The organism is Burkholderia sp. 22088, assembly GCF_052045915.1.
GTDB classification, from domain to species: domain Bacteria; phylum Pseudomonadota; class Gammaproteobacteria; order Burkholderiales; family Burkholderiaceae; genus Burkholderia; species Burkholderia cepacia.
The window spans coordinates 1-23,204 of the sequence record NZ_JBQEPY010000013.1; the positions used below are offsets into that span (position 1 = coordinate 1).

Consider the following 23,204-nt stretch of genomic DNA (forward strand, 5'->3'; position numbering starts at 1 on the left):
GGTGGGTCTTCCGGTGGTGGGTCTTCCGGTGGTGGGTCTTCCGGCGGTGGCTCTTCCGGCGGTGGGTCTTCCGGCGGTGGGTCTTCCGGCGGTGGCTCTTCCGGCGGTGGGTCTTCCGGCGGTGGCTCTTCCGGCGGTGGGTCTTCCGGCGGTGGCTCTTCCGGCGGTGGGTCTTCCGGTGGTGGCTCTTCCGGTGGTGGCTCTTCCGGCGGCGGTTCTTCCGGCGGCGGTTCTTCCGGCGGCGGCGGTCACGGCAATGGTGGCGGCCACGGCGATGGCGGTGGTCACGGCAATGGCGACGGCGGTGGTCACGGCGATGGGGGCGGCCACGGCAACGGCGGTGGCCATGGCAGCGGTGACGGCGGCGGTCACGGTAACGGCGATGGTGGTGGTCACGGCAACGGCAATGGTGGCGGTCACGGTAACGGCGGTGGCCACGGCAACGGCGATGGTGGTGGCCACGGTAACGGCGGTGGCCACGGCAACGGCGATGGTGGTGGTCACGGCAACGGTGGCGGCCATGGCAACGGCCATGGCAACGGCGATGGCGGCGGTCACGGCAACGGCAATGGTGGTGGCCATGGCAACGGCGATGGCGGCGGTCACGGTAACGGCGGTGGCCACGGCAACGGCGATGGTGGTGGTCACGGCAATGGTGGCGGCCATGGCAACGGCGATGGCGGCGGTCACGGCAACGGCGGTGGCCATGGCGACGGTGGCAACGGTGGCCACGGCAATGGCGGTGGCAACGGCAATGGAAACGGCAGCGGCGGCGCTGGCAATGGCGGGGCCAACGGTGTCGGCAATGGCCATGGCAGCGGAAACGGCAATGGCGGCGGTCACGGCAACGGCGGATCCTCCGGAGGCAACCACTGACCTGCCGCGTTGCCCGGCCGGGCGTCGTCAGAGCATCTCGAGCACGCGCTTGCTGCGTGGCGGACGGAAGTACGCGTCAAGCTGCGCGCGCTCGTCATCGCTGAACACGAAATCGAGCGCGGCCCGGTTGTCGCGCACGTGTTCGATGCGCGACGCCTTCGGGATCGCGAAAACCCCCGGCTGCGCGAGCACCCACGCGAGCGCGACGCGCATCACCGACACCCCGCGCTGCCGTGCGATCTCGTCGAGCGGCGAGCGCTTCGGCAGCCGTCCATGATCGACCGGGCTGTAGGCCATCGCCGGCATCCCGTGCCCGGCAAGCCATGGCAGCAGGTCGAATTCCGGGCCGCGCCGCGCGATGTTGTAGAGGATCTGGTTGGTCGCGCACGCGCCGCCGCCGGCTTCATCGACGAGCTCGGCCATGTCGGCCGTATCGAAGTTGCTGACACCCCAGTGACGGATCTTGCCCGCGCGCTGCAGCGCTTCGAAGCCTTCGACCGTTTCATCGAGCGGCACCGAGCCGCGCCAGTGCAGCAGATACAGGTCGAGGCGATCGGTACGCAGGCGCTTGAGGCTCGCATCGCACGCGGCAACGACGCCGCGCCGGCTCGCATGGTGCGGATAGACCTTGCTGACGAGGAACACGTCGTCGCGCAGGCCCGCGAGCGCCTCGCCGACCAGTTCCTCGGTCGCGCCGTCGCCGTACATCTCGGCCGTGTCGACCAGCGTCATTCCGAGCGCGACGCCTTCGCGCAGCGCGGCGATCTCGTCCGCGCGCCGGGCAGGCCGCTCGCCCATCTCCCACGTGCCCAGGCCAAGCTTCGGAATCGTCTCGCCGTCCGGCAGGACGACCGTGGCGATCGTGTCTGTCATGCGCTCCTCGTTGCGGATTCATGGCCGCGCGCCGCGACCCAGGCATGGAATACGACGCATCAGTGTAGTCAATCGGCGCGCAATTCACCTATTGCACGGCAAAAACCGGCTATAACGGCGCCACGCGATGACTTAGAATGGCCGCAACCTGATCGATACCCACTCCATGAAGGCATCCACGGACGACCGCTGGCAGGACCTGCGCCCCGACCCCGACAACGACACGCCGCTCTACCTGCAGCTCGCCCGCAAGCTCGGCGACGCGATCCACGACAACCGCTGGACAGCCGGTGAGGCATTGCCCTCCGAGCGCGTGCTGTCCGATGCACTCGGCGTATCGCGCATCACCGCGCGCAAGGCGATCGCGCTGCTCGTCGAGCAAGGCCTGATTCGCCGCACGCAGGGCGCCGGCAATTTCATCCAGCCGCGCTACGAGGATCCGCTGTCGCGGCTGTCGAGCTTCAGCGAAATGCTCGAACGGCGCGGCTTCAAGCCGAGCTCGCAATGGCTCGCACGCGAGATCCAGCCGGCGAATCGCGACGAAGTGATCCAGCTCGGGCTGTCGCCGGCCGCATCGGTCACACGCCTGAAACGCCTGCGCCTCGCCGACGGCATCGTGATGGCCGTCGAGAATTCGACGTTTCCCGCGACGCTGATCCCCGATCCGCAGGCAATCGGCGATTCGCTGTACAGCTATCTCGAAGCGCGCGGCACGCCGATCGTGCGCGCGCTGCAGCATTTCCGCGCGGTCAACGCGACCGACGAGATCGCCGAGCAGATGGGCATCGCACCGCACGACGCGCTGCTGCTGATCACACGAATCGGCTATACGTCGGACCAGCGCGCGATCGAACTGACCGATACCTACTGCCGCAACGACTACTACGACTTCGTCGTCGAACTGCGCAAGTAACGCGAGCCGCGCCGCCGGCGCTTACAGCCAGCGCGCATCGTCGGTGCCGGGCGGCACGGACGGGCGCGCAAGCGACGGCGGTGTCACCGATAACCGCTCGGCGGGCCGCACCGCGTCGAGCATGCCGAACGGCGACGCGATGCGCTCGATCCGGTCGCTTACGTCGGCGCGCGCGAAATCGGGTGCCTGCAGGCCGTCCGGCACGATACCGAACGACTGCAGCCAGCGGCCCGTCTGCGCGAGCGACAGTCGCACGTGCCAGCTTCCCCCTTCGCGTGCCCTGCGCGCGAGCGCGATCATCGCGCCGAACGCCGCGAGATAACCCGTTGCATGATCGAGCGCCTGGCACGGCAGGTGGCGCGGCGCGTTCGCGTGCGCGGCCTGCTGTTCCTGCCACGCGATCCCGCTCGCCGACTGCACGAGACTGTCGAAGCCGCGCCGCTGCGCCCACGGCCCCGCATGCCCGTATGCCGATATCGACACGCACACGATGCCGGGCCGCCGCGCCGCCAGCGCGAGCGGTCCGAAGCCGCGCGCCGCGAGCGCGCCGGGCCGGTACGACTGCAGGAACACATCCGCATCGCGTGCGAGCGCGTGCAGCGTATCGACGCCCGCGTCGTCGCGCAGGTCGATCCACGTCGAACGCTTGCCACGCCCGTTGTCGATCACGAGCGGCGCGATGTTCGGCAGGTGCGGGCCGTTGACAAGCAGTGTCTGCGCGCCGTGCGACGCCAGCGTGCGGCCCGCGACCGGCCCCGCGATGATCCGCGTGAGATCGAGCACGCGCACACCGGCAAGCGGCTGGCCGGCGTCGCCCCCGCCGATCGGCTCGACGGGGGCATCGCCGATCCGCTCGATCTCGAACAGCGGCAGCGAGGCGATCGCACGCGCCTGCTCGTGTGCCGCCCACTCGTCAGGCGTTCTGATCAATGCGGCGCACAGCCCGGCCTCGGCCAGCGCGGTGTCGAGTGCTGCGCCGTCCCGCGTGCGGATCGCCGCGGCGACGTCGTCCCGCTGCGCGCCGCAGCCGAGCACGCCGAGCATCCCCCGCAGGTGATGCGGAAAGTTTGCGTGCAACTGGATCCAGCGCCCGTCGCGCGTCTCGTAGAAGCCCGTCACCGGATGACGCAACTCCGGCGGCGGGCCGTCGTCCACGCGCAGATAGCGTTCGCTGCGGAACGCGACGAGCGCGTCGCGCACCGATACGTCGACGGTTTGCGCAACGCCCGTGCGAAGCCGATGGCATTCGGCCGCCGCGAGCCCGGCTGCCGCGATCGTCGCCGCGGCCAGCGTGCCGACCCGGAAGGTCGACGGCAGCGTCGGGTCCTGCCCCGTCACGGTCGCGCGTGCCGGCGCGTCGGGGTCGCCGCGTGCGAGCCGCCACAGATGCGTCAACGCGAGTTCGGGTGTCATGGGGGGACGGGCCGTGGGGGGAGACAGGATCGAGTCTAGAATTCGCGACCGTCGCGAGCAATCCTGGACGAAAGCCGGTCCGCCAGCGCCGGGAGGCTACGTCGGCAACGATGCCGGCGCGTGACGCCGGCCGTCGCGCCATGCGACGAGCGGCCGCCACCACGCCTGCGCGGCGCGCACGGCGGGCGCGTCGAGCGGACCGAATGCGAACGTCGCGCCGTGCGCCCCCGCGCTGACCCAGACGCGCATGCCGGGCGTGAGCGTCAGCGAATCGCCGGCGCCGAGCCAGTGATCGTCGATCCGGCCCTCGATCGTTACCCAGACCTCGCCGTCGGCCACCTCCAGTGCGGTGCGATCGACGATCCGCCACCGACCGGCCGGCTCGTCGCCTTCGATCACGTAAAGTCGCAGTTCGCGCATGGCAGCCTCCTGGTCGCACGGGTCCGATGGCACCAGTATTTCGGACAGCGGCAGCACACGGACAGATACGGCGGCAGACCCTTTCGGCTGAACTGTACCGGTCACTCGACGAGGACAGGCACCCGCAGGCCGGACTTCGCACCGCCCTTGCGCCGAACCTGCACGGCGCGACGGCTTTCCCTACAATGTCGGCTGTCCCGCACCACCGCCCCGCCCCCATGTTCCAGCGCCCGCCTGCCGCCGCTCCCGGCGAAAAGAACCTCACCCTGATGCTCTGGCTCGTCGCAACGGGCTTCTTCATGCAGACGCTCGACTCGACGATCGTCAACACGGCGCTGCCGTCGATGGCCGCGAGCCTCGGCGAATCGCCGCTGCGCATGCAGTCGGTCGTGATCGCGTACTCGCTGACGATGGCGGTGATGATCCCCGTGTCGGGCTGGCTCGCCGATACCTTCGGCACGCGGCGCGTGTTCTTCAGCGCGATCCTGGTGTTCTCGCTCGGCTCGCTGCTGTGCGCGAACGCGCATACGCTGCAGCAACTCGTCGCGTTCCGCGTCGTACAGGGGGTCGGCGGCGCGATGCTGCTGCCGGTCGGGCGACTCGCGGTGCTGCGCACGTTCCCGGCCGAACGCTACCTGTCCGCGCTGTCGTTCGTCGCGATTCCCGGCCTGATCGGCCCGCTGATCGGGCCGACGCTCGGCGGCTGGCTCGTGAAGATCGCGTCGTGGCACTGGATCTTCCTGATCAACGTGCCGGTCGGCGTCGCGGGCTGCATCGCGACCTTCTATTCGATGCCCGATTCGCGCAACCCGGCCGTCGGCCGCTTCGACCTGAAGGGCTATCTGCTGCTGACGATCGGCATGGTCGCGATCTCGCTGTCGCTCGACGGGCTCGCCGATCTCGGCATGCAGCACGCGGCCGTGCTCGTGCTGCTGATCCTGAGCCTTGCGTGCTTCGTCGCATATGGCCTGTATGCGGTGCGCGCGCCGCAGCCGATCTTCTCGCTCGAGCTGTTCAGGATCCACACGTTCAGCGTCGGGCTGCTCGGCAACCTGTTCGCGCGGATCGGCAGCGGCGCGATGCCGTACCTGATCCCGCTGCTGCTGCAGGTGAGCCTCGGCTACTCGGCGTTCGAGGCCGGGCTGATGATGCTGCCGGTGGCGGCGGCCGGGATGTTCTCGAAGCGGATCATCACGCGCCTGATCACGCGCTACGGCTATCGCAAGGTGCTGCTCGTGAACACGATCATGGTCGGCGTGATGATGGCGAGCTTCGCGCTGATGCGCGACACGGTGCCGGTCTGGGTGAAGGTCGTGCATCTCGCGCTGTTCGGCGGCTTCAACTCGATGCAGTTCACCGCGATGAACACGCTGACGCTCAAGGATCTCGGCACGGGCGGCGCGAGCAGCGGCAACAGCCTGTTCTCGCTCGTGCAGATGCTGTCGATGAGCCTCGGCGTCACGGTCGCGGGGGCGCTGCTCGCGACGTTCACGGGCATGCTGCGCACCGTGACGCCGAGCAACACGCTGCCGGCGTTCCATGCGACGTTCATCTGCGTCGGGATCATCACGGCCGCTTCCGCGTGGATTTTTGCGCAGCTCGCGCCCGAGATCCGCAGCACCGCGCGCAAGACCGACCCGTCCGAGCGCGCGTGACGCGCGGCGCGCGCCGAACCGGGTCGGCGCGCACCATTGCGGTGCAGCGCGGGCCGTTCGATGCGCCGGCGATGACCGACGGCCCGGCCGCGACGCGCCGCCGCACGGGGTACGATGCCGTGCACGCTTCTTGCTCGCCTATTCTCTAGGTAAACTGGCAGTCTTCCTTCGGCCGACATCATGAGCATGATCGAAATCGATCCCCCCGGCTTTCAGCCGCCCCGCCCCGTCGCCGGCGACGACGGGAACCGGCGCACCGTGCTGTACGGCGGCTACACCGTGTTCAGCGTGTTCCAGCCCGTTTTCTCGGTGTCGCACCGCCGCGCGATCGGCTATCACGCGTCGCTGCGTGCGCACGACGAGGACAGCCGCCAGGTGGCGTCACACGAGGTGTTCACGCAGGCGGCGCGGCGCGGCGACCTGCTCGAGCTCGGCCGGCTCGCCGAATCGCTGCATCTCGGCAACTTCCACGCGTTCGACAGTCATGACGAATGGCTCTTCCTGAGCCTGCATCCGGCCGCGCTGATGGACACCGTCTACAGCGACGCCCTGCTCGCGAACCTGAAGGCGCTCGGGCTGCCGCCGCATCGCGTGGTGCTCGAAGTGCCCGAGCAGGCGGGCGGCGAAACGCCGCGCTACGCGGCGATCGTCGACGGGCTGCGCAAGGCCGGCTTCCTGATCGCGCTGGTCGGGTTCGGCGCGAAGCATTCGAACATCGACCGCGTGTGGCACCTGCATCCCGACATCGTCACGCTCGATCGCGGCATCCTCGCGCAGGCAAGCGAGCACTCGCATCTCGAACGCGTGCTGCCGGGGCTCGTGTCGCTGCTGCACGAATCCGGCCAGCTCGTGCTGATGGGCGGGCTCGCGACCGAACGCGACGCGCTGATCGCACTCGAGTGCGACGTCGATTTCGTGCAGGGCCAGTATTTCGCGGGGCCGAGCGTCGAACCGGTGCAACCGCAGGCCGCCGCGGGCTGCATGGATACGCTGTCGGCCGCATTGCGGCTGCGCGTCGCGCAACGCGAGCGCACGCAGGCGGAACGGCTCGCACCGTACGTCGCGGCGCTCGAGGAAGCGAGCCGGAAGCTCGGCGCGGGCGAGCCGCTCACCGATGCGGCGGCCGTCGTACTCGGGCTGCCCGAGACCGCCCGGTGTTTCCTGCTCGACGCATCGGGGCGCCAGATCGGCGACAACGTGCTCGCACGCGGCAGCGTATCGCAGCGCGCCAAGCGCTTCCGGCCGCTGCTGCACTCGGAAGGCGCGAGCTGGGAACGGCGCCCGTACTTCATCGACGCGATGCGCGCGCCGGGCCACGTGCACCTGACGTCCCCCTACCTGTCGATCAACGAGGCGCACCTGTGCGTGACCGCGTCGATCGCCGCGCCAGTCGCGACCGGCATGCAGGTGCTGTGCGTCGACATCAACTGGGAAGCGGCACTCAACCGCGAATGAGCGCACCGCCGCGCCGCGCTCACGCGGCGGCGGCCTTGCGCGCGATCAGCCGGTGCACGCGCTTGCCGGACGATGCGCTGACGACCTCGTGCTCGTCGATCACCTGCGTGCCCGCGCCGAGCGCCGCCCGCATCCGCGCCGAATCGAGCGGCGTGTAAAGGCGGCCGCGCTCGTCGCGCAACGCGCCGTTGCCGGCCACCCGCCAGCTCATGTACAACGTGCCGCCCGGCATCAGGAGCTCGGCCAGCCGCGCGGCGGCGGCCGCCGCGTCCGCCTGTTCGAGATGCATCACGACCGTTTCGCACAGCACGTTGCGAAACGCGCCGGACGGCACGCCGGCCAGCGCCGGCAGTGCGGCCAGCTCGAAGGTGAGGTCCGGATGGCGGCGCCGCGCCTCGTCGAGCAGTGCGACGCTCGCGTCGTAGCCGCGCGACGCGAGCCAGGCCGTATCGCGCCCGGCTCCGCAGCCGACGTCCGCGGTCGGCCCCGGCGAGAAATGCTGCTCCAGCAGCGCGTACATGTCGTCTGGCGCGGCCTGGTCGAGCCAGTCCTGCGCGTATTGCGCGGCATGGGCGTCGTAGGCATCGAGAGTCGGGCGATCCACCATGGTGACAGCTCCGCATAAGCGTCGTATGACGCACCCCGCATCTTGGCCGCAGCACCTGCCGTGCGGCCCCCCACGCCCCGCGCGTCGGCTTGCGCGGCCCCTACGCGGCCCGCACGTCGCCCGCGCGCACCGCCTGCGCGGTCAACTCGGCCCACAGCGCGGCGGCGCGCCAGGCCGGGCGCGCCGCCGCACGTTCCGCGTCATGCACGAGCGCGCACAGTCGCGCATTGACGGGCGCCTGCGCGCCGACGCGCGCGGCCAGCCGCACGACCTCGCCGTTGATCCACTCGACTTCCGTCGCACGCTGCGCCGCGAGATCGTCGGACATCGACGAACGCGCGAGCGGGTCGATCGCGAGCATCCGGCCGCCGAGCACGCGGAACGCGAAATCGGGCAAGTCGAGCACGGCCGGGATCCACGCGGCCGGCAACGGCGTCAACCGCGCAGGCCGGATCGCGGCCAGCGCCAGGCAATGCAGCGCTTCGCGCTGCGCGAGCGCGACGCAGCGCCGGTACGCATGTTGCGCGAGTTCGTCGCGCAGCGGCAGGTTCGCGAGTGCATTGACCGCGTTGTTCAGGTTGAGCAGCAGCTTCGCCCACTGCACGGCCCACATGTCGCGATGCAGCGCGAGCGGCAGCCCGGCGCGCGCGAATGCGTCGGCAAACGGCTGCAGCGCGGGAGACGCGTCGGCCGCAAGCGCGCCGGCCGAGCCCTGGTGAAACGCGCCGGGCTCGCGCTCGATCACGTTGAACGGCACCATGCCGGCCAGCACGATTGCTTGCGGCAGCGCCTCGCGCAGCACGTCGGCATTGTGCAGGCCGTTCTGGAAGCTGATCACGACCGTGCCGGGCCGCAGCACGCCGGCAAGTTGCGCCGCGGCCTCACGCGTCGCGGCCGATTTCACCGCCACGAGCACGAGCCGCGCGGCCGCCGCAGCCGCCGGATCGGTCGTGAACACGACATCGGCCGGGGCGAGCGTCGCACGATAGCCGCGCCGGTCGGTCAGCGTCAGCCCGCGCCGACGAATCGCATCGCCGATCCGTGCGCGCCCGACGAGCGTCACATTCGCGCCGGCCGCCGCGAGCCGTCCGCCGAGATAGCAGCCGACGGCGCCCGCGCCGAATACGCAGACCGGTGCGTCAGACATGCGAATGCGCGCCGCCGTGCACGGGGCCGGCCCGCCGCTCGACTTCGCGGCGCACTTCGCCGCGCAGTCCCGCGAAGAACGCGACCTCGGCGACGACGAACAGCGGCCCGACCATCAGGCCGACCAGATCGTCGACGAAGGCGGGCTTGCGCCCTTCGAACCAGTGCCCGACGAACTGGACGATCCAGCCGACGACGAACGCGCCGATGCCGATCGCGAGCCATTGCGCGGTCGGCAGCAACGCGAGCGCCTGCGCGGCCCACAGGCCCAGCGCGAACAGCGCGGTCATCACGATCCCGAACCGCAGGTCGAGCCGCAGGTAGAACACCGCGAACGCGACGGCGAGCAGCAGCGCCGGCGACAGCGCGACCCCGGCCGGCATCCCGAGCGCCGGCCGCGACAGCAGCACCTCGACCGCGAATACGATCATCGGGATCCCGACCAGATGCGTCGCGATGTTGCGCGCGTCGCGGTGGTAGGCCGCATATTGGGAAAGATGGTCTTCGAGCGTCTTCATCGCGTCTCCTGGTCGGTGGTTGAGCGCTATGATGCGCGTCACGCCCGAGAACCTCTGTCAGCTACCCGACATCGCGTGCCCATGCCCTCTTCGCTCGCCCCGTACCTGCCGCAGATCGAAGCGAACCCGTGGTTCGCCGCGCTGCCGCCCGCGTTGCGCGCGGACCTGCTCGCCCGCGCGGCGCTGCGCCGGCTGCCGGCCGGCCATGCGCTGTTCCGGCGCGGCGACCCGCCGTGCGGGCTGTACGCGGTACTGGCCGGTTCACTCACGATAGGTGCGGTCGACCCGCAGGGCAAGGAGGCGCTGCTGACGGTCGCCGAGCCCGTCACGTGGTTCGGCGAAATCGCGCTGTTCGACGGCCAGCCGCGCACGCACGACGCGATCGCGCTCGACGACGCGCTGCTGCTGCACGTCCCGCAGGCCGCGCTGCTCGCGATCCTCGACGCGACGCCGCAATACTGGCGGCAATTCGCGCTGCTGATGGCGCAGAAGCTGCGCCTGAGCTTCCTGACCGTCGAGTCGATGAGCGTGATGCCGGCCGCGCAGCGGCTCGCCGCCCGCCTGCTGATGATCGCCGACGGCTACGGCGGGATCAGCGCCGGCCGCACCCGCATCCGGCTGTCGCAGGAAAAGCTCGCGGCGATGCTGTCGCTGACGCGACAGACCACCAACCAGTTGCTGAAGGCGCTGCAGGCCGACGGTGTCGTGCGGCTGCACGTCGGTGAAATCGAGCTCGTCGACGTCGACGCGCTGCGGCGCGCGAGCGGGCTGCCCGACGGCATGCGCTGAGCCGCGGCAGCGCCGTCACGCGGCCACCCCGCCGTCGCCGCGTTGCGCTATCGTGGCGGCTCGTCCGTTCATCCATCCGCCGCGCCTTGAGCACATCGACCGCCTCCGCTCCCTCCCGCCATCCGTGGCCGGTGTTCATCGCATTCCTGCGGCTCGGCCTTACGTCGTTCGGCGGCCCGGTCGCGCATCTCGGCTACTTCCGCACCGAGTTCGTCACGCGGCGCGCCTGGCTCACCGAGCGCACCTACGCGGATCTCGTCGGGCTGTGCCAGTTCCTGCCGGGCCCTGCGAGCAGCCAGGTCGGGATGGCGATCGGCCTCGCGCGCGCAGGCTACGCGGGGATGTTCGCCGCGTGGCTCGGCTTCACGCTGCCGTCGGCGCTGCTGATGATGCTGTTCGCGCTCGGCGTGCACGCGACGGGCGCGCCGATCGAAGCCGGTGCATTGCACGGGTTGCGCATCGTGTCGGTCGCCGTGATCGCGCAGGCCGTGTGGGGCATGGCACGCACGCTGTGCCCGGATGCGCGCCGCGTCACGCTGATGGCCGCGGCCGCCAGCGTCGCGCTGCTCGCGCCGGCCGCATGGACGCAGGTTGCCGTGATCGTCGCGGCCGGATTGGCCGGCCTCGTGCTGCTGCCGCAGCCGGCGCGCGGCACCCACGATCCGTTGCCGCTGCATGTGTCGCCGCGCGCGGGCGCGCTGTGGCTCGCGCTGTTCGCCGCACTCCTCGTCGTACTGCCGTTCGCGGCCCGCGCGCTGCGCTCCGATACGCTTGCCGTCGTCGATGCGTTCTTCCGTACGGGCGCGCTCGTGTTCGGCGGCGGCCACGTGGTGCTGCCGCTGCTGCAGGCGGCCGTGGTCGCGCCCGGCTGGGTCGGCGATGCGGCGTTCCTGGCCGGTTATGGCGTCGCGCAGGCCGTGCCGGGGCCGCTGTTCACGTTCTCGGCCTTCCTCGGCGCGTCGCTGCGCCAGGCGCCGACCGGCTGGCTCGGCGGCACGATCGCGCTGGTGTCGATCTTCGCGCCGTCGTTCCTGCTGGTGGCCGGCACCGCGCCGTTCTGGGAGCGCCTGCGCCGCAGCACGCGGATGCAGGCCGCGCTCGCGGGCGTGAACGCGGCCGTCGTCGGGCTGCTGCTCGCGGCGCTCTATCACCCGGTCTGGACCGACACGATCATGGCGCCGCGCGACCTGGCCGCGGCGCTCGTCGCATTCGTCGCGCTGGTGTTCTGGCGCGTGCCGCCATGGGCCGTCGTGATCGCGAGCGCGGCGCTCGGCTGGGGGCTCGGCCTCCTCGCCTGATTGGGCACGCGGAGCACGTTCCGCCGCGGCAAAAACAAAAAAGCCCTCGAAACGAGGGCTTTTCTGCTGGGTACCGCGCGCCGTGGCGGCGCGCAGGTGCCGGACCTTACGCGAAGTTCTTCGCTGCGAAGTCCCAGTTCACGATGTTCCAGAACGCTTCGACGAACTTCGGACGTGCGTTGCGGTAGTCGATGTAGTACGCGTGTTCCCACACGTCGATCGTCAGCAGTGCCTTGTCGGCCGTCGTCAGCGGAGTTGCTGCGTTGCTCGTCGACACGATGTCGAGCGAACCGTCAGCCTTCTTCACGAGCCATGCCCAGCCCGAACCGAACGTGCCGACCGCGGCCTTCGTGAACGCTTCCTTGAATGCGTCGTACGAACCCCACTTCGCGTTGATCGCGTCGCCCAGCGCGCCCGTCGGTGCGCCGCCGCCGTTCGGCGACAGGCTGTTCCAGAAGAACGTGTGGTTCCAGATTTGCGCGGCGTTGTTGAAGATGCCACCCGACGACTTCTTCACGATCTCTTCCAGCGACAGGTTTTCGAATTCCGTGCCCGGGATCAGATTGTTCAGGTTCGTCACATAAGCCTGATGGTGCTTGCCGTAGTGGTACTGGATCGTCTCGAGCGAGATGGTCGGCGCGAGTGCGTCTTCAGCGTACGGGAGCGGCGGGAGCGTATGAGCCATGGCGATTCCTTCGTTGAGTATGTAGGGGGGCTTGTGTTGAATGCTGCCGAGCGTCCGATTGTAGGCGAGACCGAATAACCCCGCAAACTCACGGGCCATTTATCCGCGGTATGCGGAAAAGCGATGTTCGCGCATCGTCCACAGGGACGAGCCGATACCGCGCAACCGCCGTTCCCGCGCGTTTTGCCCGGTCGCGGCGCGTGCGCCGCTCACGTCAGATCGTATCGGCGAGGCGCGGCTGCACGTCGGCGAGCGACACGTCGGCCGAGCCTTCGGCGAGATGCACGGTCAGGCGGCGCTGCGGCTTCAATGCGTTCGGCGTGCGCACCGCGCGGCCCGTCTGCGCATCGATCAGCGCCGCATAACCGCGCTCGAGCGTGCGCTGCGGGCTCAACACCTCGAGCCTTGCCGCACAGGCCGACACGCGAGCCGTGTCGCGTTCGTGACGGCGCTGCAATGCAAGCGCAAGACGCTGCGACAGCCCCGCGAGTGCCTGGCGCGCCTGCGACGGATCGGGGCGCGCGCGCTGCCAGCGCAACTGCGCGAGCGCGAACCGCGCGCGCGCGTCGCGCACCGGCCGCGACGCCGCCGACGCCAGCCGCACGGCGAGCTGCTCGACATGCGTGCGCTGCCGCTGCAGCCGCTCGGCCGGGCTCACCAGCCGGCGCGCGAGCCAGTCGAGCTGCTGCGCGCGCTGTTCCAGCCGGCGTTCCATGCCGCGTGCGAGCGCACGCTGGCGCTCGCCGACCTCGCGCAGCAGCAGTGCGCGCTGCGGGCTCGCGAGCTCGGCGGCGCCGGTGGGCGTCGGCGCGCGCAGGTCGGCCGCGAAGTCCGCGATCGTGAAATCGGTCTCGTGCCCGACGCCGCTCACGACCGGCAGTTCGCTCGCCGCGATCGCGCGCGCCAGCGCCTCGTCGTTGAACGACCATAGATCCTCGATCGAGCCGCCGCCGCGACAGACCAGCAGCACGTCGACCTCGCGGCGCGCATTCGCGGTCTCGACGGCCGCGACGAGCTTTTCCGCCGAGCCCGCGCCCTGCACGGGCGCCGGATAGACGATCACCGGAATGTGCGGCGCGCGGCGCGCGAGCGTGGTCAGCACGTCGCGCAGCGCGGCGGCCTGCAGCGACGTGACGATGCCGATCGCGCGCGGGTGGGCCGGCAGCGGCCGCTTGCGCTCGGGGGCGAAGAGCCCCTCGCCCTCGAGCTGCGCCTTCAGCCGCAGGAATGCCTCGTACAGACGCCCCTGGCCCGTGCGCCGCACGGCCTCGACGTTGAGCTGCACTTCGCCGCGCGGCTCGTACATCGTCACGACCGCGCGTACCTCGATCCGGTCGCCTTCGCGCGGCGTGAATTCCGCGTATTGTGCGCGGCCGCGGAACATCACGCAGCGCATCTGCGCCTGCTGGTCCTTGATCGAGAAATACCAGTGGCCGCTCGCGGCGCGCGTGAAATTCGACACTTCGCCCGAAATCCACAGCAGCGGAAACGAGCGCTCGAGCATCGTCGAAATCGCGCGATTGAGCGCCGAAACGGGTATCACTTCGTCGCCGCCGCGGGTGGCGCCCGGCGCGGCAAATGGGGAGTCGGAAGGCATGGACGGTCGGATGAATGCTGGCGGCGACACGATAGTCCGACACGCGCGCGACGTCCAGCGCCGGGTGCGGGCGCGGTGACGCGCGGAAGGTGTCCACATTTTGGCAATCGTCGGCTTGAAACGCCTGAAAACCGCGGAAAAATCCAGACGATTTGCGATAACACATTGATTTTTATATATTTTTAAAACTTTCGAAACGATTCTCATCCGATTCGAGGCCCACCCGGCGGGCGTTTGACTCATTCGAGCGGGGAGTTCTTCACAGAGTTATCCACAAGCCGTCGCGATCCGGCCCCGTGGGCTGCGTCAGCCGGTCGGCTTGCCGCGCCCGCCCGCGGCGCGCTAGAGTGCCGCCTTCCGCAGACCCCGCGGCATGCGCCGCCCAACGGAGAATCCGCCTTGACGAATCCGTCCCACGCCGCGGCGCACGACCTGCCGCGCCCGGCCCGATGAGCGCGCCCGACGGCCCGCTCGCCCGGCTCGAAGCGCGCCTGACGCGCGAATGGCAGCGCCGCGGCGCGCTCGCGTGGGCACTCACGCCGTTCGCGTGCGTGTTCGGCCTGTGCGCGGCGCTGCGGCGCACCGCCTACGCGCAGGGCTGGAAGAAGCCGGTCGACGTCGGCGTGCCCGTCGTCGTGGTCGGCAACGTGACCGTCGGCGGCACCGGCAAGACGCCGACCGTGATCGCGCTCGTCGACGCGTTGCGGGCGGCCGGCTTCACACCCGGCATCGTGTCGCGCGGCTACGGCGCGAACGTGAAGGCGCCCACCGCCGTCACGGCCGCGTCGCGCGCCGGCGCGGGCGGCGACGAGCCGCTCCTGATCGCACGCCGCACCGGTGCGCCCGTCTGGGTCTGCCCGGATCGCGTCGCGGCCGCGCAGGCGCTGCGCGCCGCGCATCCGGACGTCGACGTGATCGTCAGCGACGACGGCCTGCAGCACTACCGCCTCGCGCGCACGGTCGAACTCGTCGTGTTCGACCACCGGCTCGGCGGCAACGGCTTCCTGCTGCCGGCCGGGCCGTTGCGCGAGCCGCTGTCGCGGCACCGCGACGCGACGCTTGTCAACGATCCGTACAGCGGCGCGCTGCCGCCGTGGCCCGACACCTATTCGCTCGCGCTCACGCCGGGTGCCGCGTGGCACCTCGACCAGCCGGCGCTGCGCCGCCCGCTGTCGCAATTCGCGAACGAGCGCGTCCTCGCCGCGGCCGGCATCGGCGCGCCGGAACGCTTCTTCGCGACGCTGCGCGCGGCCGGTCTCGCGCCCGCGACGCGCGCGCTGCCCGATCACTATGCGTTCGCCGACAATCCGTTCGTCGACGACGCCGTCGACGCGATCCTGATCACCGAGAAGGATGCAGTAAAATTGGGCGCTTCCTGGCGCGACGCTCGACTGTGGGTCGTCCCCGTCGAAGCCGCGCTCGACCCTCGCCTCATTGCCCTCGTTGTGGAGAAACTCCGTGGACGCTCGCCTGCTTGAAATCATTGTGTGCCCTATCTGCAAAGGCCCGCTCCACTATGACCGTGCCGCGCAGGAGCTGATCTGCAACGCGGACAAGCTCGCCTACCCGATCCGCGACGGCATCCCCGTGATGCTGGTCGACGAAGCGCGCCAGACCGTCGAAGGCACGCCGGTCGACCCGGCCGGCCGCTAAGCCGCCCGAGCCAGCCCTAGCCGCGGCCCGTCCGCGGCCAGGGCGCCGAACCCTCCGGGCGACCCGCGCCTGACGCGCCGCCCGCTCCGTTCTCTTCACCGCCCGCCCCGATGACTCACCCGCAACCCTTCATCGCCGTCATTCCCGCCCGGCTCGCGTCGACGCGGCTCCCGAACAAGCCGCTCGCCGATCTCGGCGGCAAGCCGATGGTCGTGCGCGTCGCCGAGCGTGCACGTGAAGCGGGCGCGCAGCAGGTGCTCGTCGCGTCCGACGCGCAGAGCGTGCTCGATGCCGCGCGCGATCACGGCTTCGAAGCGGTGCTGACGCGCGCCGACCATCCGTCCGGCACCGACCGTCTCGCGGAAGTCGCGGCGACGTTCGGGTGGAGCGACGACACCGTCGTCGTCAACGTTCAGGGCGACGAGCCGCTGATCGACCCCGTACTCGTGCGCGACGTAGCGTCGCACCTCGCCGCGCATCCGGCGTGCGCGATTGCGACGGCCGCCCACCCGATCCACGACGCGGCCGACGTGTTCAACCCGAACGTCGTGAAGGTCGCGCTCGACGCGCAGAGCGTCGCGCTGTACTTCTCGCGCGCGCCGATTCCATGGAGCCGGGACGCGTACCAGCCGCACTGGCCCGACGTCGCAGCCATGCCTGCGCCTGCTTTCCCGGTCTATCGGCACATCGGCCTCTATGCGTATCGCGCGCGTTTCCTGCGCACGTATCCGACGCTTGCGCAGGCGCCGATCGAACAGGCCGAGCAGCTCGAACAGCTGCGCGCGCTCTGGCACGGCGAGCGCATCGCGGTGCTGATCACCGAGTCCGCGCCCGAAGCCGGCATCGACACGCCGGCCGATCTCGCACGCGTGCAGGCCCTTTTTCAGCCGGGACCAAAATAACCCGTGGCATAATCAGGCGATTGTGCGAGCCGTCCGCGACCAGCGCGTCCTCGCTTGACCCCGCCCGTGGCCCTGCCGGCAGTCGCGCGTCGCCCAACCCGACGCGCCGCATCAGACCGGTCCGCCGCGCGCCAGGCAAGCGCCGCGCACACCGTCGCCGGCGCTTTTCGCGTCTCGCCACACGAATCTACATACTGGAGATATCACCATGCGTTTGATCCTGTTGGGCGCGCCCGGCGCGGGAAAGGGCACCCAGGCAAACTTCATCAAGGAAAAGTTCGGCATCCCGCAAATCTCGACGGGCGACATGCTGCGCGCGGCCGTGAAGGCCGGCACGCCGCTCGGCGTCGAGGCGAAGGGCTACATGGACGCCGGCAAGCTCGTTCCGGATGCGCTGATCATCGGCCTCGTCAAGGAGCGCCTGAAGGAAGCCGACTGCGCGAACGGCTATCTGTTCGACGGCTTCCCGCGCACGATCGCGCAGGCTGACGCCATGAAGGAAGCGGGCGTCGCGATCGACTACGTGCTCGAGATCGACGTGCCGTTCTCGGAAATCATCGAGCGCATGAGCGGCCGCCGTACGCACCCGGCATCGGGCCGCACGTACCACGTCAAGTTCAACCCGCCGAAGGTCGAAGGCCATGACGACGTGACGGGCGAACCGCTGATCCAGCGCGACGACGACAAGGAAGAAACCGTCAAGAAGCGTCTCGAAGTGTACGAAGCGCAGACCAAGCCGCTGATCACGTACTACGGCGACTGGGCGCAGCGCGGCGAGGAAAACGGCCTGAAGGCGCCGCAGTATCGCAAGATCTCGGGCCTCGGCGCCGTCGAGGAAATCCGCGAGCGCGCGTTTGACGCACTGAAGTAAGCAGCGCGTCGCGCACCCGCAAGCCGCCCGCTCCGGGCGGCTTTTTTTTGGTTCATCACGGATTACCGGGGAACGCGAGGCAGACTGCCGGCGATCGGCCGATTCCGTTGGAATACTCGGCTCGGACGACGTCCATAACTCACTTGCACTTGCGATGCGGTTCGGTTGAATCGATGCGCCTGACTTCGAAGAAGCTTTCGCCTCTCATCGCATGGCTACACCGCCATCGCAGTCATCTCGTTGCCGAGCGGCGCCGACCGTTTAGACATTCGTCGAAGGTTTTGCGCAGTTGTTGCCAACAGGAATTCGTCCTGCACTCCGCTCAGCTCTCGTGGCCTCAAGCGATCGAGCTTCAAAATTCGCTTCAGATGCGCGAACAGCATCTCGACCTACTTTCGATCGCGGCGCTATTGTTTGAACTCCGGTGTGCCCATAGCTTCCGCGCCACGTCCCGAGCATTTTCGTGAACGCACGCGCAATCTTGCGAAACGGGGCGGCTTCATGCTCAACGACTGCCGGAGAGATATCGCCGCCCCTTAACGTCAATTGGATTCCCGGCTCAAGCGTGGCAGGTAACTTTCGGGTCCCACTGATAATATCCAATCTTGCCGATATTTCCAGTTCTGCGATCAACCTCCATTAACGCAAACACTATAATATAATTATCTGTGCCAGTGCCAATAACAGAAGAATCGATACGGTTATCCAGAAACTGCTTAATATCGTAAGGCTCACCTTTGTCAATGTTGTAACCCAAATAAGACCCCGGGACATCACGCGGAGGGCCCTTAAATTGAAGGACATGCAGGATCCCGTTAGGTTTGATCGCAACCAGGGCTCCCGCATGGTTGATGTTTCCACTGAAGGAGAGACCGCGCCAACGGACGGTATCGCCGGTAAGGCCATAAATCGTGAGATCCGGTGTCGCGTTTGTTTTGGGATCCACATACTCCTCAGGAGCAACCAGATAGGCATATTTTACTGATTCCGGCCCGTGTTCGATCCACGTGGCGGCCTGAGGAGTATTATTATTCTTTATTGGATAATCGTGCAGAATTAACTCGACGTCAAACAATGCAACAATTTCGATTGTTGCGGGTGCGCCAGCGAGAATTTCTCGATGCCCCATGATTTTCTCCGAATTAAATTTGTGTCAAAGCAAAGGTGCTTGCGGCACCCGTTTCTCTTCTGGATTTAAAATCTTCTCGATCGAAGAATTCGAATCTCTCCAAAGAGTTCTCGCAGCGTAGGCGGAATTGGCGCGCGAATCGATTACACTCGATTACAGTCCGATGTAGCCGATAGAGGAGTATTGCTCACTAGCGGATTCCGCGCGATTCGCAGCAGTGGGACGGACAGCGATATCCACGGAAATTCGCGAAGACCCTTTTTTGCCCGGGCGGAATTCGCACGATCGTTCCGGTCTCGCCGTCACGCGAGGGTGCCCCGTACAATCGGTCGAGTGCGGGCGCCTCCGTTACCGGCGTGCCGGCATTTCAACCGATCACGCGGCAGGAACCAGGCAACCGCCTTGCATGGGATCGCCCCAAGCGCTGAAGCGCCAACGGCGGTCGACCGCCTTGCATGGGACCGCCCCAAGCGCTGAAGCGCCAAGGGCGGTCGACACGGAGACAGTCATGGAAATTCGCGGCAACGTATTTCTGATCACGGGCGGCGCATCCGGCCTCGGTGCCGGCACGGCGCGGATGCTCGCGCAAGCAGGCGGCACGGTCGTGCTCGCCGACCTGAACGACACGGCAGGCACCGCGCTCGCGGCCGAGCTGGGCGGCATCTTCGTGCACTGCGACGTGTCGAGCGAGACCGACGCGCAGGCGGCCGTCGACGCAGCGACGCGCGCGGGCACGCTGCGCGGCCTCGTGAACTGCGCCGGCATCGCGCCCGCCGCGAAGACCGTCGGCAAGGACGGCGCGCATCCGCTCGACGTGTTCGCGAAGACGATCAACGTGAACCTCATTGGCACGTTCAACATGATCCGGCTCGCGGCCGCCGCGATGGCCGCCACCGCGCCGACCGCGGAAGGCGAGCGCGGCGTGATCGTCAGCACCGCGTCGGTCGCCGCATTCGACGGGCAGATCGGCCAGGCCGCGTACGCGGCGTCGAAAGCCGGCGTCGCGGGCATGACGCTGCCGATCGCGCGCGACCTGTCGCGCAACGGCATCCGCGTGATGACGATCGCGCCCGGCCTGTTCGAGACGCCGATGCTGCTCGGCATGCCGCAGGACGTCCAGGACGCGCTCGGCGCGATGGTGCCGTTCCCGCCGCGGCTCGGCAAACCGGCCGAATACGCGCTGCTGGTGCGCCAGATCGTCGAGAATCCGATGCTCAACGGCGAAGTGATCCGCCTCGACGGCGCGATCCGGATGCAGCCGAAATAAGCACGCAAAAAAAACGCCCGCATCGCGGGCGTTTTGTCATTCACGGTTCCGGCAGGCAGCACGGCGGCGGCTCAGTCCTCGCCGTCGCGCTGCATCCGCTGCCGCAACTCGGTTACTTGCGATTCGACGACGGTCGCGTCGTCCGCGTCCGGCCGCTCGCCGAGATACTGCTCGAGATCCTCGAGTGCGGGGCGCAGGTAGTCGAGCCGCGCATACGCGAAACCGCGATCGCGGACTTCGTCGAGATGCTCGGGCAGCAGGATCACGAGCCGCTGCTGCACCGCGAGCAGCCGTTGCCAGCGCTCCGTCTGAAGATAGATCGTCTTCAGGTTGCGCAGCATCCGCGCGATGATCTCGCGGCTCGTCGCCGGCTGCAGCAGTGCGCGCAACGCGCTGTCGACCGCACCGGCCGCACGCGCGACGTACGGCTCGAGCATCTCGACCATCTCGGCTTCGGACAGCGAATGGCCGTTGGCCGGGTCGATGATCAGGTCGCCGTCCGGCAGCGTGACGCGCAGCAGGAAATGGCCGGGGAACGATACACCGCGCGCCGGCACGCCGATCTGCTCGGCAAGCTCCAGGTACAGCACCGACAGCGAGATCGGAATCCCGCGCCGCCGCTTCAGCACGGCGTTCAGGTGGCTGTTATCGGGGTCGTAGTAATCGTTGTGATTGCACGCGAAGCCGAGCTCGCGGAAGAAGAAGTCGTTCAGCGCGGCGACGCGGCCCTTCAGGTCCGTGTCGTCGGCGAGCCGCCGGCGCAGCCGCGCCGCCAGCATGTCGAGTTCGGCCAGCGTGCCCTGCAGGTCGAGGTCGGGATAGGCGTCCTGCGCCAGCGACAGCGCCGCTTCCGTGACGGGCAGGCTGTCGTCGTCCGCCACGAGCGTGCTGAAGTAGTCGAGGACGCGGGTCATTGCGGTCGTCACTTGGCGCGCCTTCTGAAATAAGCGTATTTGAAGCCCATCACCCACAACATACCGAAATATAGTGCAGCGAACAGCACGAGGCACGCGGCCATCAGCGCGATGCGATCGAGCGGCTGCGTACGCATCCCGGTCCAGTCGAAGCTGATCGACAGCCAGTGCATCAGGCCCGCGAGCACGAGCGCCGCGCCGATCAGCTGCACGAAGAAGCGCAGCCAGCCCGGCGACGGCTGGTAGATGCCGCGCTTGCGCAGCCCGAGGAACAGCAGCAGCGAGTTCAGGCACGCGCCGACGCCGATGCTCAGCGTCAGGCCCGCGTGGCCGATCAGCGGCACGAACACGTAGTTCGAGATCTGCGTGACGATCAGCACGCCGATCGCGATTTTAACGGGCGTCTTGATGTCCTGCTTCGCATAGAAGCCCGGCGCGAGGATCTTGATCAGGATGATGCCGACGAGGCCGATCCCGTAGGTCGCGAGCGCGCGCGCGACCATCGTGACGGTATGCCCATCGAACTTGCCGTAGTTGAAGAGGGTCGCCGTGAGCGGCGTCGCGAAGAAGAACAGCGCGAGCGCGCTCGGTGCCGCGAGCAGGAACGTGACGCGCAGCCCCCAGTCGAGCAGCGCCGAATACTCGTGCGAATCGGCGTCGACGTGCGCCTTCGACAGGCTCGGCAGCAGGATCGTGCCGAGCGCGACGCCGAGCAGCGCCGTCGGGAATTCCATCAGGCGGTCGGCGTAGTTGATCCACGACACGGCGCCCTGCCCGAGCCGCGACGCGATGTTGGTGTTGATGATCAGCGACAGTTGCGCGACCGACACCGCGAACGTCGCGGGCACCATCTTCGCGAGCACGCGCTTCACGCCCGGGTGGCGCAGCGCGCGCAGCGGGTTGAGGCCGATCAGCGGCACCATGTCGATCTTCTTCAGGCCCGGCAGCTGCACGAGGAACTGCAGCACGCCGCCGACGATGACGGCCCATGCAAGCGCGAACACCGGCACCTTCAGGTGCGGCGCGACGAACACGGCCGCGGCGATGAACGCGACGTTGAGCAGCACCGGCGCGAACGCGGGCAGCGAGAAGCTCTTGTACGTGTTCAGCACGCCGGATGCGAGCGTCGTCAGCGAGATGAACACGATGTACGGGAACATGATCCGCGTCATCGTGACCGCGAGCGGGAACGCCTGCCCGTCGGTGTGCAGGCCGGACGCGACCGCGAACACGACCCACGATGCGCCGGCGATCCCGAAGACCGACAGCACGGCTAGCGCCCACGCCAGCACCGTCGACATCGCGTCGACGAGCGCTTTCGTCGCATCGTGCCCCTGCTGGTTCTTGAACTCGGCGAGGATCGGCACGAACGCCTGCGAGAACGCGCCTTCGGCGGACAGGCGGCGCAGCAGGTTCGGGATACGGAAGGCGACGTAGAACGCGTCGGTGTATTGACTGGCGCCGAACGCACGGGCGATCAGCGTCTCGCGGGCCAGTCCGGTCACGCGCGACAGCAGCGTGAAGCCGCTGACCGTCAGCAGGGCTCGGAATAGATTCATGGGGCGCTTATTATACGGACGTTGCGTGGCCCGGCCAGCGGCCGATGCCGAAAAGCGCGCACGCCGCCGGTGCCCCGCCCGACGGTTGTCACGTTCAACTTGCCACTCGCTTGATTTTGTTGCTATAATCGCCGGTTTCTGGGCTCGTACATGCACGGCAACTGCCGTTTTCATGTCCCGGCCTCGGTTAAAATCACCGTTTTTTTATGCGCCCCTGGGCAATCGTTCTCAGGGGACGGATCGAAAAGCAGCGCTTGGCCGTCAGGCTCCAAGCTCTGGAAACAGGACAGGATAAGGAACCGTCATGGCTAACTCCGCACAAGCACGCAAGCGCGCCCGCCAGGCCGCGAAGGCAAACTCGCACAACTCGGCGCTGCGCTCGAAATTCCGTACCGCGATCAAGTCGGTTCGCAAGGCTGTTGAAGCCGGCGACCAGGCAAAGGCTGCCGAGCTGTTCAAGGCTGCCGTGAAGACGATCGACACGATCGCCGACAAGAAGATCGTTCACAAGAACAAGGCCGCTCGCAGCAAGAGCCGCCTCGCCGCGGCCGTCAAGGGTCTGCAGGCAGCAGCGTAATTCCGGTGCGCCCGCTCACGCGGGCGCTCCTGTTTCCTGCGATCGCAAAAAAGCCCGCCTAGGCGGGCTTTTTTGTCGCCTGTCGCC

At 68.4% G+C, this 23,204-nt stretch carries 23 protein-coding genes and 1 pseudogene; 11 read left to right on the forward strand and 13 right to left on the reverse strand.

The window, feature by feature from the left end:
• Together ACTJLD_RS23995 and ACTJLD_RS24000 are read right to left on the reverse strand one after the other, a co-directional pair.
• A partial coding sequence (locus ACTJLD_RS23995; RefSeq protein ID WP_440659784.1) for a hypothetical protein occupies window positions 1-843 on the reverse strand: 843 nt, incomplete at its 3' end.
• 60 nt (window positions 844-903) lie between these two features.
• The gene (locus ACTJLD_RS24000; protein WP_440659785.1) at window positions 904-1,749 is read right to left on the reverse strand and encodes an aldo/keto reductase; all 846 of its coding nucleotides are present in this window, start codon (window positions 1,747-1,749) and stop codon (window positions 904-906) included.
• Between the two features lie 166 nt (window positions 1,750-1,915).
• Between ACTJLD_RS24000 and ACTJLD_RS24005 the strand changes: the two genes are divergently transcribed.
• Entirely contained in the window at window positions 1,916-2,662 is a 747-nt protein-coding gene (locus ACTJLD_RS24005) for a GntR family transcriptional regulator (protein ID WP_027789297.1), read from the forward strand.
• A 21-nt stretch (window positions 2,663-2,683) separates the two neighbouring features.
• Here ACTJLD_RS24005 and ACTJLD_RS24010 read toward each other — a convergent pair whose 3' ends face one another.
• Both ACTJLD_RS24010 and ACTJLD_RS24015 read right to left on the reverse strand, forming a co-directional pair.
• Entirely contained in the window at window positions 2,684-4,075 is a 1,392-nt protein-coding gene (locus ACTJLD_RS24010; RefSeq protein ID WP_440659786.1) for a CoA transferase, read from the reverse strand.
• Window positions 4,076-4,171: 96 nt separating this feature from the next.
• Window positions 4,172-4,495: a DUF2917 domain-containing protein gene (locus ACTJLD_RS24015; RefSeq protein WP_021156384.1), complete on the reverse strand. Its 324-nt coding sequence runs from the start codon at window positions 4,493-4,495 to the stop codon at window positions 4,172-4,174.
• 218 nt (window positions 4,496-4,713) lie between these two features.
• On the opposite strand from ACTJLD_RS24015, the gene mdtD reads away from it, so the two are divergent.
• Window positions 4,714-6,150, forward strand: coding sequence for a multidrug transporter subunit MdtD (gene mdtD / locus ACTJLD_RS24020; protein ID WP_027789294.1), 1,437 nt, complete (start codon window positions 4,714-4,716; stop codon window positions 6,148-6,150).
• A 180-nt stretch (window positions 6,151-6,330) separates the two neighbouring features.
• Window positions 6,331-7,605, forward strand: a complete 1,275-nt coding sequence (locus ACTJLD_RS24025; protein ID WP_027789293.1) for an EAL domain-containing protein — start codon at window positions 6,331-6,333, stop codon at window positions 7,603-7,605.
• 19 nt (window positions 7,606-7,624) lie between these two features.
• Here ACTJLD_RS24025 and ACTJLD_RS24030 read toward each other — a convergent pair whose 3' ends face one another.
• From ACTJLD_RS24030 to ACTJLD_RS24040, 3 genes are all read right to left on the reverse strand, one after another.
• The gene (locus tag ACTJLD_RS24030; protein ID WP_440659787.1) at window positions 7,625-8,212 is read right to left on the reverse strand and encodes a class I SAM-dependent methyltransferase; all 588 of its coding nucleotides are present in this window, start codon (window positions 8,210-8,212) and stop codon (window positions 7,625-7,627) included.
• Window positions 8,213-8,312: 100 nt separating this feature from the next.
• Window positions 8,313-9,359, reverse strand: a complete 1,047-nt coding sequence (locus ACTJLD_RS24035; protein ID WP_440659788.1) for a 2-dehydropantoate 2-reductase — start codon at window positions 9,357-9,359, stop codon at window positions 8,313-8,315.
• The gene (locus ACTJLD_RS24040; protein WP_059692590.1) at window positions 9,352-9,876 is read right to left on the reverse strand and encodes an Mpo1 family 2-hydroxy fatty acid dioxygenase; all 525 of its coding nucleotides are present in this window, start codon (window positions 9,874-9,876) and stop codon (window positions 9,352-9,354) included. Before ACTJLD_RS24040 ends, ACTJLD_RS24035 begins: the two co-directional genes overlap by 8 nt.
• An 81-nt stretch (window positions 9,877-9,957) precedes the next feature.
• Here ACTJLD_RS24040 and ACTJLD_RS24045 point away from each other — a divergent pair, with 81 nt between their 5' ends.
• On the forward strand, window positions 9,958-10,665 hold the full coding sequence (locus ACTJLD_RS24045) for a Crp/Fnr family transcriptional regulator (protein WP_027789289.1): 708 nt from the start codon (window positions 9,958-9,960) through the stop codon (window positions 10,663-10,665).
• A gap of 86 nt (window positions 10,666-10,751) precedes the next feature.
• Window positions 10,752-11,963: a chromate efflux transporter gene (chrA, locus tag ACTJLD_RS24050; protein WP_091924542.1), complete on the forward strand. Its 1,212-nt coding sequence runs from the start codon at window positions 10,752-10,754 to the stop codon at window positions 11,961-11,963.
• A gap of 106 nt (window positions 11,964-12,069) precedes the next feature.
• Here the strand turns inward: chrA and sodB are convergent, their stop codons facing one another.
• A complete protein-coding gene (gene sodB, locus ACTJLD_RS24055) occupies window positions 12,070-12,648 on the reverse strand; it encodes a superoxide dismutase [Fe] (protein WP_011352986.1) in 579 nt (192 codons plus the stop codon).
• Window positions 12,649-12,862: 214 nt separating this feature from the next.
• Entirely contained in the window at window positions 12,863-14,245 is a 1,383-nt protein-coding gene (gene xseA / locus ACTJLD_RS24060; protein WP_059688532.1) for an exodeoxyribonuclease VII large subunit, read from the reverse strand.
• A 449-nt stretch (window positions 14,246-14,694) separates the two neighbouring features.
• Here xseA and lpxK point away from each other — a divergent pair, with 449 nt between their 5' ends.
• The 4 genes from lpxK to adk all read left to right on the forward strand — a co-directional run bounded on the left by lpxK (window position 14,695) and on the right by adk (window position 17,671).
• Window positions 14,695-15,723, forward strand: a complete 1,029-nt coding sequence (lpxK, locus tag ACTJLD_RS24065) for a tetraacyldisaccharide 4'-kinase (RefSeq protein WP_059623902.1) — start codon at window positions 14,695-14,697, stop codon at window positions 15,721-15,723.
• Window positions 15,704-15,898, forward strand: a complete 195-nt coding sequence (locus ACTJLD_RS24070; RefSeq protein ID WP_006482216.1) for a Trm112 family protein — start codon at window positions 15,704-15,706, stop codon at window positions 15,896-15,898. Before lpxK ends, ACTJLD_RS24070 begins: the two co-directional genes overlap by 20 nt.
• Before the next feature lie 110 nt (window positions 15,899-16,008).
• Complete coding sequence (gene kdsB, locus ACTJLD_RS24075; RefSeq protein ID WP_027789285.1) at window positions 16,009-16,800, forward strand: 3-deoxy-manno-octulosonate cytidylyltransferase; 792 nt, start codon at window positions 16,009-16,011, stop codon at window positions 16,798-16,800.
• A gap of 208 nt (window positions 16,801-17,008) precedes the next feature.
• Window positions 17,009-17,671 carry an adenylate kinase gene (gene adk, locus ACTJLD_RS24080; protein ID WP_021162571.1) on the forward strand — a complete coding sequence of 221 codons (663 nt, stop codon included), beginning with the start codon at window positions 17,009-17,011 and terminating at the stop codon, window positions 17,669-17,671.
• Window positions 17,672-17,886: 215 nt separating this feature from the next.
• On the opposite strand, the pseudogene ACTJLD_RS24085 reads toward adk, so the two are convergent.
• Together ACTJLD_RS24085 and ACTJLD_RS24090 are read right to left on the reverse strand one after the other, a co-directional pair.
• Window positions 17,887-18,140: pseudogene (locus tag ACTJLD_RS24085) on the reverse strand (IS5/IS1182 family transposase); the annotation flags it as partial.
• Between the two features lie 90 nt (window positions 18,141-18,230).
• The gene (locus ACTJLD_RS24090) at window positions 18,231-18,800 is read right to left on the reverse strand and encodes an AidA/PixA family protein (protein WP_081072864.1); all 570 of its coding nucleotides are present in this window, start codon (window positions 18,798-18,800) and stop codon (window positions 18,231-18,233) included.
• Between the two features lie 508 nt (window positions 18,801-19,308).
• Between ACTJLD_RS24090 and ACTJLD_RS24095 the strand changes: the two genes are divergently transcribed.
• Window positions 19,309-20,067 carry a 3-hydroxyacyl-CoA dehydrogenase gene (locus ACTJLD_RS24095; protein ID WP_060372141.1) on the forward strand — a complete coding sequence of 253 codons (759 nt, stop codon included), beginning with the start codon at window positions 19,309-19,311 and terminating at the stop codon, window positions 20,065-20,067.
• A 71-nt stretch (window positions 20,068-20,138) separates the two neighbouring features.
• Here ACTJLD_RS24095 and ACTJLD_RS24100 read toward each other — a convergent pair whose 3' ends face one another.
• Window positions 20,139-20,981, reverse strand: a complete 843-nt coding sequence (locus ACTJLD_RS24100) for a SirB1 family protein (RefSeq protein ID WP_027789283.1) — start codon at window positions 20,979-20,981, stop codon at window positions 20,139-20,141.
• Between the two features lie 8 nt (window positions 20,982-20,989).
• Window positions 20,990-22,540 carry a murein biosynthesis integral membrane protein MurJ gene (murJ, locus tag ACTJLD_RS24105; protein WP_027789282.1) on the reverse strand — a complete coding sequence of 517 codons (1,551 nt, stop codon included), beginning with the start codon at window positions 22,538-22,540 and terminating at the stop codon, window positions 20,990-20,992.
• Window positions 22,541-22,844: 304 nt separating this feature from the next.
• Between murJ and rpsT the strand changes: the two genes are divergently transcribed.
• The gene (rpsT, locus tag ACTJLD_RS24110) at window positions 22,845-23,117 is read left to right on the forward strand and encodes a 30S ribosomal protein S20 (RefSeq protein WP_006482211.1); all 273 of its coding nucleotides are present in this window, start codon (window positions 22,845-22,847) and stop codon (window positions 23,115-23,117) included.
• Window positions 23,118-23,204: the final 87 nt, after the last annotated feature.